Here is a 12,841-nt window from a genome sequence, read left to right as displayed (position 1 = left end):
TGGGGTGCAGATATCCTGCATTCAACAAGGACAAGGGGACGATGGATGACACCAGATAACGCGATGAAGCAGGCCTCGGACACGGCAGAGACGTACATGCGCAACACGTTCTATGCCTTAACTTCCCGCCTGGACATAGACCCAAACAAGCCCGGTTTTCGTGAGGCGCTGGCTCCTTTCGCCTGTGTTTGGGCGGCGATGATTGAAACGTCTGCCAAGGATTTCCATACAGCGACGGTTGGTGGGGTTGTTGATGGGAGCGGCGACCCTGGGTTACACGCCGTGGCCGAAGCCTTACTCAAAATCGCCCGCGATGGCCTCGATTTGCGCACTGAATGATGGCGTCAAGTGGACATCGTTGATAGCTGCAAAGACATTCATTCGATCAATCGCCACACGCAGACACCCTTCCGACGTGTAGTGCCATCTACCAGTCCACGACGGGCGCGAGATCGAAGCGTTTGAACGATCCTCAGCGCGATGGCCTGCGACAGCACCTTGTCGTGTTCGTCCAGGCCCTTTCGCCGCATGAGACGGGCTGTAAGCTCGCGGGTATCCAGCGGCCCTTCGACCCGAAGCGTTTCGAGGCAGAATGAAGTCGTCTCGCCACGGCGAAATACCCGGTTCAGATCGACGTAGGCTGGGAAATCATCGGCATTGCCGTCGATCTCGAACAACCTCAAGGCCGCGATGACGTGCGCCAGGTCCGCCTGAGCCTCTTTAAGCCGCGCCTCATACTTGGCGATGGTGTCGCGGATGCGGTCGCGCTTCTTGCGGAGAATGGTAATTGCGAGCGGCTCGGCCATACGCCATTGTCGGCGAATGGCACCGGGCTGACTATCCGGGGTTTGGTGAGCTTGCTACATAATGCCGAAGTAAATGGCTGGGGGACTAGGATTTTCCCGAGGCCGAGGCAGGCCCATTGAATTTCAATGGCTTACAGCGATTGGCGTGCCGCACTGAGGGACTGAATGTAGCAAATTTGCGGGTTGCCGGCAAATGAGAAGAACCCTCTGATCTCGGCCGCATGTTCACTTTTTGTTCTTGACGAGACACGCGCCTTCTGGTAGATACTTATTGAAGTGACCGACGGCCCATCGCGTTCGCAAAACGATGGAGAACCGATCTGGATGCACTCTTCGGATGACCCGGCGGCCTGCCGCGTTTGCGAACGCGGTGGAGAACCGACAGGAAGCGTCCCCAGCCACTGGATCAACCGCACTTGGCCTCCGCCCAGTGCCTGCCGATGCGTCTGCGCCTTATCGCGCGGATCGCGAGGAGAAGAGTCATGTCCTGGTTTAAGCTGAAAGAGCCCGTCGGAACAAATTACCGTGTTGATCGGACCGATCTGATGAACACGAAGAAGGCCTTGAATCAACTCGGCTACTACAACATTCCGCCCCATCGCGGCATCGACGACTGGACCGACGAGGCGACGTTTGAAGGCATCAAGCGGTTCCAGAAAGATAACGGCCTGAAGGTTGATGCATTCATGCGCCCCGGAGGCCCCACGGAGACCAAGGTCAATCAGCAAATCGCTGCTGGTGAACCACAATTTGGCGGTACGGATGATGAGGTGGATCGGTCCCCCAGGTACACTTGTACCGTCTGCGGGGCTAAGCACGGCGGCGTCTTCTCCCCCACCATCTGTCACAACTGCATTCTCAAATAGCGGCTGCGGCGCATGTGATCCATAAATGCCGAAATTTCCTCACGGCTGTAACCGAGAAGTTGGCCGAGGCGGACATCATCCGCCTCGCTTCCCCTTCGGGAGCCTGTGAATATCGCTTTTTGGATCGCATGCGCCGCCTCCATCCGCCATTCATGGCTCGGCAGAGCATAATAAAGGCAGCGGGTGATGAAGCCACCAACGAGATGTCGATATAGTTCCTCCCGGCGAACGATCCGCCCCGAGGAAACATGAGGAGCGAATTCATCCTCGGGAAAATAGTCGCAATAGCCCGCGACTTCGCAGAACATCGCCAGCGGCTTTGTGCCTGCCAGCATCAGTGCGCATTCCCGTCCCTCATGGGGACCTACGCCAGGAGGAAGTTCAATCGGCATGTACAAGACATTTCAAACTGGCGGTCAATAGAGCCATTGGAGTAAGCGATGAAAGGGAAAAGCCTCTCGGCTCCGTTCCTGAAACAGATTGCCCTGCAGCGGGATAAAGCTGACACGACGGCATTTCCATTCAATCGCCTGACCTTCCTGCGAGACGGGAACTTCGTCCTTGATCTCGCCTCTTCCGTTACGATCCTAGTGGGAGAGAACGGCTCGGGCAAATCCACATTGGTCGAGGCCATCGCCGCAGCAGCCGGGTTCCCCATGCTCGGCGGCAGCCAGGACCACCAGCCCGAGAGCCTTCCTGCTGAAAATGCGCTGACGCACGCCTTGCGGCTTTCGTGGCTGCCAAAGGTGTCGAACGGCTTCTTTTTCCGGGCGGAAAGTTTCTTCAGTTTGGCGAGCTACATCGACGCCGTTGCCGACCTTGACAATTACGGCGGACGGCGCATGCACCATCAGAGCCACGGGGAGTCGTTCCTCGCCCTGTTCCAAAGCCGGCTCGGCACCAGTGGACGCGCCATCTACGTGTTGGACGAGCCGGAGGTGGCATTGTCTCCGACACGGCAACTGGCATTTCTGCGCATATTGCGCCACTGGCAACTGAGCGGCCAAGTGCAGGCCATCATCGCCACCCACTCCCCCATTCTCATGGCACTGCCCGGCACCCAATTGCTTTCCTTGGACGGCGACGCCATCCATCCGGTGCGACTTGAGGAAACCGAGCATTACCGGGTGACACGCACGTTTTTGAGCGATCCGGCCAGGGCATTGGAACGATTATTTGCCGACGAATCCTCTATTCCCCCTCCCACCCCAGCGGCATAGTGAAGGCGGCGGCGTTCCGGTGACCACCCCCACCGTACCGCTTGGCGATGGCCGATACGTCGAAGTCGCCAATGGAACGCAGGCTGAAGCTACGCCCCCTGGGGCGGTCATAATAAATGCCTGCGAACGGCGGGGCGGCCCCATCCAGCGTCCCCCGGCACAACACATTCCCCGCATCCGACGCCAGGGTGAAGGGCAGGTTGGCGACGGGGACGCGATGACCGGCGATGGTCATGGTGCGGGTGCTGGTGCGCAGCAGTTCAGCAACATTTTTATGGTGCATTCGCTCGATGGCCGTTCCTTCGGCCAGTATGGCGGTGGGGTCACGTTCGATCTCGGCGGCAAGCCAGTCCCAGCGGGCCATCTCGAAGGCGTAGCTGAAGATGCAGGCGCTGATTTCCCGCGTGCCCGGCAAGGCGAAATGCCATAGATCGCGGTCCTGAACGTGCTGAAGCAGGCGGGGAATGGGCTGGCCGGGATGGAAATGCTCCCAGGCCAACACCGCCCCGGATTTCTCCATGTCGATGGTGACGATGACCGCAATCGGGTTTTCCTGGGGCGCGGCCAAACCATCCAATTCCTCGGCGGCAGTCTTATGGTGATCCAGCACAATGACGCTGGCGGCGTTGCGGCACAGGGCCTCCATCACCGGGCGCTTGTAGCTGAAATCCACCAGCACCACGTTACGCCCGGTCACGTCAGGCGGCGGTGCGCCATAAACGCCGGGGACGAACTCCACCGTATCGCCCAGGGCCCGGCAATCTCCATAAACAGTTCATACGTCTTGCGTGACTGCTGGGTATGCTGGCCGCGCCAAGTCCCTTCCCGGCGCTGCTGGAGACGGAATTTTTCGGCAAACTCCGAAAACATGGGGGCTTTCGATGCCGGGGGAGCCGGGGGCACCGGCTTGCGTGGGAAATGCACGGAAGCCGCTGAAGGTGTGGGCTGTGCGGAGGCCTGTGTCTGGACCTGCTGAATGACCTGTGTAAGCAGCTTATCGCGGGGTTCGTAGTTGAAATCCCCTTCGTAGCGGGCCTTGATGGCCTCGGCCAACTCGATGCCTGCACGCAACATCGACTGCCTGACGTGGGCAAGGTCCTCCTCGGTGAAAATACCGAACATTCGGGTCTTCAGCAGCATTGCCTCTGTCGCGGAAGCCATGAATTGGAGGTCATTCCGGGCCAGGGCGTCTTTGCAGTCCGCCGCCCACGCTGCATGGCGTTCAATCTCCGTCTGCCGCTGTTCTGCTGAGATTACCCCCTGAAGGAGCCGCTTCTTGTTCTCCTCCAGCAATACTGTCTCGTAGAAAGTCTGGACGAGTTTGGCGAGCTTGTCAGTGGTCAGCATGGCTATCGGCAAGGTCCGAACGGTGTCGAATAAAGTCTCCGACACAATGTATAGCTGACGAGCGCGAATACGTGCATCCCTCGCGTCACTGGTGTCGAGGCTGCGGGTCAGTTCCCGACGCCCAAGGATGGCCCGAATGTCGGTGGGCACTGCCCGTCGAAAGTGGAAGGTATTGCCGCGCCGGACGGCATTCGGAATGGAGCGCACGCTTGCCGTTTCCCTGCCCGAATGTAGCAGCGAAATGTAGCAAACGCCCATCTCGCCGGGCGGCGTGCTGGAAACCGTAAGTTATTGAAATACTTAGGGTGAGTTGGCTGGGGGACTAGGATTCGAACCTAGACTGGCGGAGTCAGAGTCCGCTGTCCTACCGTTAGACGATCCCCCAGCAGGCGGCTTTGCCGGCCGGTACGGCGGAAGATGGCTTCGTTGCGGAAGCTTCCCCGTCGCGAGAGGGGCACCTTCTATCACAAGATTTTTGCTGTTGAAAAGAGAAAAAAAATGCCCTGCGACGTTTTAATCCTAAGCCCCTTTGGCTGAACATTTTTTCTTGGGCACGCCACAGGTGGCACGGTATGTTGGCGGGCTGCGATACGCTAGCCACTCCCTGGCATCGCCTTTTTTCCGAAAATGAACCGGTCCCAAGTTTCGTGTCCTCGTCTTCGCCCGCCGACGCCATTTATGCCGCCCTGGATCTCGGCACCAACAATTGCCGCATGCTGGTGGCACGGCCCACGGGACGGCGGGGCTTTCGGGTTGTTGACGCCTTTTCCCGCATCACCCGGCTGGGCGAGGGCGTCGCCGCCACCGGGCGGTTGAGCGAGGACGCCATGGCCCGCACCGTCGCGGCACTGAGCGCCTGTGCCGACAAGATGTCCCGAAACCGCGTCACCCATGCCCGGCTGGTCGCCACCGAGGCGTGCCGACGCGCGACCAACCACCAGGAATTCGCCGCCCGTGTCGCCGGCGAGACCGGATTGACGCTGGACATCATCTCGGCGCACGAGGAAGCGGGGCTGGCGCTGGCCGGCTGCGCCTCGCTGATGGAGCCGGACGTCCCGTGGGCGCTGGTGTTCGACATCGGCGGCGGGTCCACCGAACTGGTGTGGGTCAGGAACAATGGCGGACGCCACGAGATGCAAGGCGTGCAATCCTTGCCGGTCGGCGTGGTCACCCTGGCGGAAAGCATGGGCGAAAGCCTGAACACCAAGGCGGGATACGACCAAGCCGTGGACACCATCCGCACCCGGCTGATCGACTTCGAAACCCGCCATCATATCGCCGAACGGCTGAAAAGCGGAGAGGTGCAGATGCTGGGCACGTCGGGAACCGTCACCACCCTGGCGGCACTGCATCTGGATCTGGTCCGCTATGAACGCAGTCTGGTGGATGGCGTCGATCTGCATTTCGAGCACATCGCCGACGTCACCGACCGGTTGGCCGCCATGAGCGCGGCCGAACGCGCCAACCATCCCTGCATCGGCCCGGAACGGGCCGATCTGGTGCTGGCCGGATGCGCCATCCTGGAAGCCATGTGCCAATCGTGGCCGCTTGCGTCGTTGCGGGTGGCCGACCGCGGCGTGCGCGAGGGGCTGTTGCTGTCCATGATGGCCGAAACCGCCCGCCGCCGGACCCAAGGAGAACGCCGAGCATGAGCAAGCCCCCTTCGAGATCGGCCGGCGGCCGTGCCGGTTCGGGCAGCCGCATGATGTTCGAGACGGTCAAGACGGCGAAGAAGCGCAAGCCGTCCTCGACGCGATGGCTGCAACGCCAACTGAACGACCCCTATGTGCACGAAGCCCGCAAGCTGGGCTATCGTTCGCGCGCCGCCTTCAAGTTGATCGAGTTGGACGACCGCTTCCACTTCCTGGAGCGCGGCGCCCGCGTGGTCGACCTGGGCGCCGCCCCCGGCGGCTGGACCCAGATCGCGGTGAACCGCGTCGGCCCCAAGGGCAAGGTGGTCGGCATGGATATCCTGGAATACGACCCGGTGCCGGGCGCCATCTGCATGCAGGGCGACTTCCTGGCCGACGATTCGCCCGACCGCCTTAAGGCCGCGCTGGACGGTCTGGCCGACGTGGTGGTGTCCGACATGGCCGCGCCCACCACCGGCCATCCGGCCACCGACCACCTTCGCATCATCGGTCTGGTCGAGGTGGCCTTGCATTTTGCCATGGAAGTGCTGGCACCCAACGGCACCTTCGTCGCCAAGGTGTTCCAGGGCGGCACGGAAAAGACGCTGTTGGACATGCTGAAGCGGAATTTCACCAGCGTCCGCCACGCCAAACCGCCTGCCAGCCGCAAGGAATCGGCGGAAACCTATGTGGTGGCCATGGGCTTCAAGGGTGTGTCGGACCAAGACGCCGACTGGCGCGACGACCGCGAGACAAACGAGGCGGAATAGGCCCCCGCCCCGTCCGAAAAAAGCATCAGTGCCGCAGCACCATACCGAGATGGGCCTCCAACTCGCGCGGGCTGCGACCACACAGGTCGCGCTCGACCTCGCCCACCACGCGGGCGCGGGTCCCAGGGGCCATTTCCTCTTCGACAGCCATCAGAACCGCATGCGGTCCCACCAGGACCAAGGTGTTGAACAGGCTGTCGCGCGCCGCCCGGTCCAACTGCGCAGCCAACCGGCCGGCAAAGGTCCGCGCGCCCTGCGGCAGGCCGAACCCCATCACCGGCTCGACAGCGTAGCCCGGCGACTCGCAATGATAAAATTGCGCGCGGTCACCATCCGCCAGGCATATCCAGGTTTCCGACGTTCGCATCGCTCCCTCCCGTGATCCAGGCACCGAAGGGGCGAGGTTTCCCTGACGCGACGAACCCATGCGCCGGGATGCATCTCGCTCCAGCATATCTACCATACCATATCCAAACCGATAATGCTGCCATGGCATGCTTGAGAGACGGCCCATATTGTGTATGATGGCGCGCCACTACTCCCCGGAGGTGGCATGGAAATCAAGGAAGCCCTCACGTTCGACGACGTTCTGCTGGTCCCGGCAGAATCGGACGTGTTGCCGACGCAAGTCGACACCCGTACCCACATCACCAAAAGCATCGAACTTGGCATTCCGCTGGTCTCGGCGGCCATGGATACCGTCACCGAAGCCCATCTGGCCATCGCCATGGCCCAGTCCGGCGGCATCGGCGTCATCCACAAGAACCTGGACATCGCCGCCCAGGCGGCCGAGGTGCGCTCGGTCAAGAAGTTCGAGTCGGGCATGGTGGTCAACCCGGTGACCATCCACCCCGACCAGACGCTGGCCGAAGCCCTGCGGCTGATGGCCGATTTCAAGATTTCGGGTATTCCGGTGGTCGAACGCGGCAGCGGCAAACTAGCCGGCATCCTGACCAACCGCGACGTCCGCTTCGCGTCGAACGTCCAACAGCCGGTCGCCGAGTTGATGACCAAGGACAAATTGGTCACCGTGCGCGAAGGCGTGGACAAGGAAGAAGCCAAGCGCCTGTTGCACCAGAACCGCATCGAGAAGCTGCTGGTGGTTGATGGCGACTATCGCTGTACCGGGCTGGTGACCGTCAAGGACATCGAGAAGGCCAAGGCCCACCCCAACGCCTGCAAGGACGCCAAGGGCCGGCTGCGGGTCGCCGCCGCCACCGGCGTCGGCCCCGACGGCATCAAGCGTGCCGAAGCGCTGTTGGAGGTTGAGGTCGATCTGATCGTCGTCGATACCGCCCACGGCCATTCCAGGGGCGTGATCGAGGCGGTGCGCACCATCAAGCGTCTGGCCCCCCATGCCCAGGTGGTTGGCGGCAACATCGCCACCCCCCAGGCGGCACAGGCCTTGGCCGACGCCGGCGCCGACGCGGTCAAGGTGGGCATCGGTCCGGGCACCATCTGCACCACCCGCATGGTGGCGGGCGTGGGCGTGCCCCAGCTCTCGGCCATCATGGAAGTGGCCGAAATCACCCGCAAGGCCGGCATCTGCCTGATCGCCGATGGCGGCATCAAGTATTCCGGCGACTTGGCCAAGGCCATCGCGGCGGGTGCCGATTGCGTCATGGTCGGCTCGCTGCTGGCCGGCACCGAGGAAAGCCCCGGCGAGGTGTTCCTGTACCAGGGGCGTTCGTACAAATCCTATCGCGGCATGGGCTCGATCGGCGCCATGGCCCGTGGTTCCGCCGACCGTTATTTCCAGGCCGACGTCCAGGACAGCCTGAAGCTGGTGCCGGAAGGCGTCGAGGGCCGTGTCCCCTACAAGGGTCCGGCCGGCAACGTCATCCACCAGCTGGTGGGCGGTCTGCGCGCAGGCATGGGCTACACCGGCAACCGCACCATTCCCGAGATGCAGACCCGTTGCACCTTCCGCCGCATCACCAGCGCCGGACTGCGCGAAAGCCACGTGCACGACATCTCGATCACCAAGGAAGCGCCGAACTACAAGAGCGAATAGCCTTCCACACTCCTCAACGCCCCGGAAGGTTCCGACCTTTCGGGGCGTCGTCGTTTCGGGAATACGAATTTAGGTCAGCAACACTTGCCTTTCTTGTGGAATGGGCATAGGGTCGCCATAGCGTCGGGCGAGGCCATCGACGCAACAATATTTTCCCTGACGCGCATTTTTTGGCGTCCGCCAAACAGAAAGCTCTATTACAATCGTCGTTCTTTGCGCGGCGGGACAATGACAAGGATGACTGCGGTGATCGATTGGGCTGACCGTTTCTCTCCCTTCGGCAAGCGTGCCAAGGCTTCCGAAATTCGTGAGCTTCTGAAGCTTCTGGACCAGCCGGACATCATTTCCTTCGCCGGCGGCATTCCCGACCCCAAGTTGTTCCCGCGCGAATTGATGGGCGACGTGCACGCCGAGATTTTCGGCGACGAGGCGACGTCCAACATGGCGCTGCAATATTCGGTGTCCGAAGGCTACGGCCCGTTGCGCGACCACATCGTCGCCGAGATGAAGTCCCTGGGCGTCGAGTGCACCAAGGACAACATCGTCATCACCAACGGCTCGCAACAGGGTCTGGACTTCCTGGGCCGTCTGTTCATCGGCCCCGACGACAAGGTCCTGGTGGCGCGCCCCACCTATCTTGGCCTGTTGCAGGCGTTCACCGCCAGTGCGCCCACCTATGGCGACATCGCGCAATTGACCGGCCCGACGCCGGTCAAGGCCAAGCTGGCCTATGCCATGCCCGATTTCCAGAACCCGTCGGGCACCACCATGACCATGGCCGAGCGTGAGGCGCTGTTGGACGGCGCGCGGCGCAACGACGTGGTCCTGATCGAGGACACCGCCTATAACAAGCTGTCGTTCGACGGCCCGCTGCTGCCGTGCCTGATGGCGCTGGACATCGCCCGCGAAGGCAGCATCGAGAACAGCCGCGTCGTCTATTGCGGCACCTTCTCGAAATCGGTGGTGCCGGGCCTGCGTGTCGGCTGGATCGTCGCCGCCAGCCCGATCATCCAAAAGCTGGTGCTGATGAAGCAGGCCTCGGACCTGCACACCTCGACCCTGGCCCAGGTGGCGTTGGCCAAGCTGCTGGACCGCTTGCCGGCCGACCATGCCGACACCTTGTGCGCCACCTACCGTCCGCGGCGCGACGCCATGGTGGCGGCGTTGGACGAATTCATGCCCGAGGGCGTGACCTTCACCCGTCCCGGCGGCGGCATGTTCATCTGGGTCGAGTTGCCCGAGGGCTTCGACGGCGCCGCCCTGTTGGCCCGCGCCATCGAGGAGGAACGGGTGGCCTTCGTCCCCGGCTCGGCCTTCTATGCCACCCAGGCGTTGAAGAACACCATCCGCCTGTCGTTCTCGGCCACCTGCCCGGACAAGATCCGCGAGGGTATCCGCCGCCTGGGCGCGCTGATCACGCGCGAACACAACAGCATGACCCAGGCCCGCTCGGCCTGATATACATCCTTCTTCCGTCTTCCCGCCCCTTCCGGCCCCGACGGCCCGAAGGGGCGGACCTTTTTTGGATACCGCCATGACCCCCGCCGCCCGCCTTGCCGCCGCCATCGAATTGCTGGACGAGATCGAGGCCACCCACCGCCCCGCCGACCAGGTGGCATCCTTCTATTTCAAGGGACGCCGCTATATCGGTTCCAAGGACCGCCGCGCGGTGGCCGAGACAGTGTGGCGGGTGCTGCGCCGCAAGGCCCGTATCGATTGGTGGCTGGAGTTCCTGGGCCATCCGCACGACGCCCGCGCCCGCGTCTTCGCCGACCTTGCCTTCGAAGGCGGCGAGTTGAAGCCGGAGCTGTTCGACGGCGCCCATTCCGCCCCCAAGCCGGGCAAGGAAGAACGGCGCCTGTTCGACCAGCTCAAGGGCAAGGACATCTTCAACCGCGACATGCCGACCTGGGTCAAGGGCGAGTTCCCGGAATGGCTGACGCCCCGGCTCGACGCGCTGTGGGGCGAGACCATGTTGCGCGAGGTGGCGGCCATGCGCGACGAGGCGCCGTTGGACCTGCGCGTCAACACGCTCAAGGCGACGCGAGAGGAAGCCCTGATCGCCTTGAAGAAAGAGGGCATCGCCGCCGAGCCCTGCCCGTTGTCGCCGCTTGGTCTGCGGCTCAAGTCCCGCGTCGCCCTGGTCCAGGTTCAGGCGTGGCGCAACGGCCTGATCGAGGTCCAGGACGAAGGCTCGCAACTGGTAGCCCTGGTGGCCGACGCGCGACCCGGCATGGCGGTGGTGGATTATTGCGCCGGCGCCGGCGGCAAGACCCTGGCGCTGGCGGCGGCCATGCAGAACAAGGGCCGGCTGGTGGCCTGCGACGTCGCCGAATGGCGGGTGGACAAGGCGCAAGAGAGGTTGCGCCGCAACGGCGTGCACAACGTCACCCGCCGCGTCATCTCGGGTGAATCCGACAAGTGGATCAAGCGCAGCGCCGGCAGCTACGACCGCGTACTGGTGGACGCGCCGTGTACCGGCACCGGCACGTGGCGACGCAACCCCGACGCCAAATGGCAATTGACAGAAACCGACCTTTTGGAATTGGTGGAACGGCAAAGAGCCATCCTGGACAGCGCCGCCCGTCTGACCAAGCCGGGCGGATTGCTGGTTTACGCCACCTGTTCGATCCTGCCCGAGGAAAACGAAAAGCGGGTCGAGGCGTTCCTGGCCGACCATCCCGATTACGTGGCCCGTCCCATTCCCGAATTGTGGGCGGAACTGGCGGGAACGCCCTGCCCGGTCGCCGGCCCGTGGCTGCGGCTCAGTCCGCTGTCGCACGGCACCGACGGTTTCTTCGCCGCGGTGATGCAGAAAAAGGCGGAAGAATCCTAACCCAGGAAGCGGTCGACGATCCGCTCGACCTCGGCGGCGTAAGAGCCGCCGAACAGGCGGACATGCACCAGCAGCGGGTAAAGCAGGTAAAGCTCGCGCCGTGCTTCCCAGAAACCGGGACGCAACGGGCGATGTTCCCCGTAACGGGCGAAGAACGCCTCGCCGAAGGTACCGAACAAGGTGGCGAAGGCCAGTTCCACCTCTGGATCGGCGTAATAGATCGCCGGATCGATGAAAGCGGCGACCCGGCCGTCGCGGGCCAGCACGTTACCGCCCCAGCAATCGCCGTGGATCAGACGCGGCTGGTCGGGTTCGTCGAGCCAGCGGTCCAGACGCCCGGCCAAGGTCTCGATCCGTGCCATCAGGTCCGGCGACAGCCGCCCGGCGGCCAGCGCCTCGCGCGCCATGAACAACACTCTCCAATCCCGGAAGAACTCGACCCATGACCGGGCCGGCGGGTTGGGTTGCAACAGACCGCCGATGACCGTGTCGCGCTCGGCACCGAACGAATGCCACGTCACCTCGTGCAGTCGCGCCAACAAATCGGCGGCATGGGCTTCGACCGAGGCCGAGATGCCACCGCCGGCCGGAACGTATTCCAGCAACAGCAGATCGTCCTCGGCCAACACCACATGGGGAACCGGAAGCGTGGTCCGGCTGGCGAGATAGCCGAGCATCCAGCCCTCGGGCTCAAGTCCCGGTCCCAGCTTGGCCACCACCCGGCCGCCACGTTCCAGGGTCACCAGATGGACGCGGGCCACCGAACCGCCGGCCAGGGCGGTGGAGCCGGTCACCGCGCGGCCCAACGCGCGGGCGATTCGTGAAGCCGGAACCTCCATCACAGCAGGGCGGCCCGGATATGCGCCAGCAAACCGGCCGATCCGGCCTCGATCATGTCCAGCACCCGTTCGAAACCGTCACCGTCGCCGTAATAGGGATCGGGAACGTCCTTGGCACCCGAATCCGGGGCGAAGTCGAGAAACAGCCGCACCCGTTCCGCCCGTTCCGCCGGGCACATCCGGCGCAGGATCTCGGCATGGCCGCGATCCATGGCCAGCACCAGGTCGAAACGCTCGAAATCCTCGGCCTGGACCTTGCGCGCCCGCAGGTCCGCAAGCTCGACGCCCCGCTTGCGCGCGGCCGCCGTGGACCGGCGATCCGGCGCCTCGCCCACGTGATAGGCATGGGTGCCGGCCGAATCCACGGCGATATGCCCATCCAGCCCGTGTTGCGCGACCAGGGCGCGGAACACGCCCTCGGCGGTGGGCGAACGGCAGATGTTGCCGGTACAGACGAACAAGACATTGATCATGGCCTTGGGCATACCTGCTTTTCCCCGGCCCCCGCAAGA

General features: G+C 63.2%; 15 protein-coding genes and 1 tRNA gene. 8 read left to right on the top strand and 8 right to left on the bottom strand.

What is annotated here, in order from left to right:
* The first annotated feature begins 45 nt into the window (after positions 1–45).
* The gene (locus G4223_RS17395; RefSeq protein ID WP_163682348.1) at positions 46–339 is read left to right on the top strand and encodes a hypothetical protein; all 294 of its coding nucleotides are present in this window, start codon (positions 46–48) and stop codon (positions 337–339) included.
* A 38-nt stretch (positions 340–377) separates the two neighbouring features.
* Here the strand turns inward: G4223_RS17395 and G4223_RS17390 are convergent, their stop codons facing one another.
* Positions 378–806, bottom strand: a complete 429-nt coding sequence (locus G4223_RS17390) for a hypothetical protein (protein ID WP_163682346.1) — start codon at positions 804–806, stop codon at positions 378–380.
* A gap of 482 nt (positions 807–1,288) precedes the next feature.
* Here G4223_RS17390 and G4223_RS17385 point away from each other — a divergent pair, with 482 nt between their 5' ends.
* Complete coding sequence (locus G4223_RS17385) at positions 1,289–1,672, top strand: peptidoglycan-binding domain-containing protein (RefSeq protein WP_163682344.1); 384 nt, start codon at positions 1,289–1,291, stop codon at positions 1,670–1,672.
* On the opposite strand, the gene G4223_RS17380 is transcribed toward G4223_RS17385, so the two are convergent.
* Positions 1,651–2,007, bottom strand: a complete 357-nt coding sequence (locus G4223_RS17380) for a hypothetical protein (RefSeq protein ID WP_163682342.1) — start codon at positions 2,005–2,007, stop codon at positions 1,651–1,653. The two genes, G4223_RS17385 and G4223_RS17380, sit on opposite strands and share 22 nt — an antisense overlap.
* Before the next feature lie 105 nt (positions 2,008–2,112).
* Here G4223_RS17380 and G4223_RS17375 point away from each other — a divergent pair, with 105 nt between their 5' ends.
* A complete protein-coding gene (locus G4223_RS17375; RefSeq protein ID WP_163682339.1) occupies positions 2,113–2,892 on the top strand; it encodes an AAA family ATPase in 780 nt (259 codons plus the stop codon).
* Here G4223_RS17375 and G4223_RS17370 read toward each other — a convergent pair.
* The 3 genes from G4223_RS17370 to G4223_RS17360 all read right to left on the bottom strand — a co-directional run bounded on the left by G4223_RS17370 (position 2,864) and on the right by G4223_RS17360 (position 4,624).
* Positions 2,864–3,589 carry a phosphohydrolase gene (locus tag G4223_RS17370; protein ID WP_338086916.1) on the bottom strand — a complete coding sequence of 242 codons (726 nt, stop codon included), beginning with the start codon at positions 3,587–3,589 and terminating at the stop codon, positions 2,864–2,866. The two genes, G4223_RS17375 and G4223_RS17370, sit on opposite strands and share 29 nt — an antisense overlap.
* Positions 3,586–4,446 carry a DUF6538 domain-containing protein gene (locus tag G4223_RS17365; RefSeq protein WP_163682335.1) on the bottom strand — a complete coding sequence of 287 codons (861 nt, stop codon included), beginning with the start codon at positions 4,444–4,446 and terminating at the stop codon, positions 3,586–3,588. The genes G4223_RS17370 and G4223_RS17365 overlap by 4 nt, the downstream gene beginning before the upstream one ends.
* 104 nt (positions 4,447–4,550) lie before the next feature.
* Positions 4,551–4,624: transfer RNA gene (locus tag G4223_RS17360), tRNA-Gln, on the bottom strand.
* Between the two features lie 262 nt (positions 4,625–4,886).
* On the opposite strand from G4223_RS17360, the gene G4223_RS17355 reads away from it, so the two are divergent.
* Positions 4,887–5,891 carry a Ppx/GppA phosphatase family protein gene (locus tag G4223_RS17355; protein WP_338086915.1) on the top strand — a complete coding sequence of 335 codons (1,005 nt, stop codon included), beginning with the start codon at positions 4,887–4,889 and terminating at the stop codon, positions 5,889–5,891.
* The gene (locus G4223_RS17350) at positions 5,888–6,640 is read left to right on the top strand and encodes an RlmE family RNA methyltransferase (protein ID WP_163682333.1); all 753 of its coding nucleotides are present in this window, start codon (positions 5,888–5,890) and stop codon (positions 6,638–6,640) included. The genes G4223_RS17355 and G4223_RS17350 overlap by 4 nt, the downstream gene beginning before the upstream one ends.
* A 25-nt stretch (positions 6,641–6,665) precedes the next feature.
* Here the strand turns inward: G4223_RS17350 and G4223_RS17345 are convergent, their stop codons facing one another.
* The gene (locus tag G4223_RS17345; protein ID WP_163682331.1) at positions 6,666–7,007 is read right to left on the bottom strand and encodes a host attachment protein; all 342 of its coding nucleotides are present in this window, start codon (positions 7,005–7,007) and stop codon (positions 6,666–6,668) included.
* Between the two features lie 186 nt (positions 7,008–7,193).
* On the opposite strand from G4223_RS17345, the gene guaB reads away from it, so the two are divergent.
* From guaB to G4223_RS17330, 3 genes are all read left to right on the top strand, one after another.
* Positions 7,194–8,654 carry an IMP dehydrogenase gene (gene guaB / locus G4223_RS17340; RefSeq protein WP_163682329.1) on the top strand — a complete coding sequence of 487 codons (1,461 nt, stop codon included), beginning with the start codon at positions 7,194–7,196 and terminating at the stop codon, positions 8,652–8,654.
* A 237-nt stretch (positions 8,655–8,891) separates the two neighbouring features.
* Entirely contained in the window at positions 8,892–10,112 is a 1,221-nt protein-coding gene (locus G4223_RS17335) for an aminotransferase-like domain-containing protein (protein WP_163682327.1), read from the top strand.
* Between the two features lie 76 nt (positions 10,113–10,188).
* Positions 10,189–11,490: an RsmB/NOP family class I SAM-dependent RNA methyltransferase gene (locus G4223_RS17330; RefSeq protein ID WP_163682325.1), complete on the top strand. Its 1,302-nt coding sequence runs from the start codon at positions 10,189–10,191 to the stop codon at positions 11,488–11,490.
* Here G4223_RS17330 and G4223_RS17325 read toward each other — a convergent pair.
* Both G4223_RS17325 and G4223_RS17320 read right to left on the bottom strand, forming a co-directional pair.
* A complete protein-coding gene (locus tag G4223_RS17325; protein WP_163682323.1) occupies positions 11,487–12,329 on the bottom strand; it encodes a fructosamine kinase family protein in 843 nt (280 codons plus the stop codon). The two genes, G4223_RS17330 and G4223_RS17325, sit on opposite strands and share 4 nt — an antisense overlap.
* Positions 12,329–12,802 carry a low molecular weight protein-tyrosine-phosphatase gene (locus G4223_RS17320; RefSeq protein ID WP_163682584.1) on the bottom strand — a complete coding sequence of 158 codons (474 nt, stop codon included), beginning with the start codon at positions 12,800–12,802 and terminating at the stop codon, positions 12,329–12,331. The genes G4223_RS17325 and G4223_RS17320 overlap by 1 nt, the downstream gene beginning before the upstream one ends.
* Between the last annotated feature and the right edge of the window lie 39 nt (positions 12,803–12,841).

This window comes from Magnetospirillum aberrantis SpK, assembly GCF_011022235.1.
Taxonomy (GTDB): Bacteria; Pseudomonadota; Alphaproteobacteria; order Rhodospirillales; family Magnetospirillaceae; genus Magnetospirillum; species Magnetospirillum aberrantis.
This window is presented reverse-complemented; position numbering and strand designations above follow the sequence as displayed.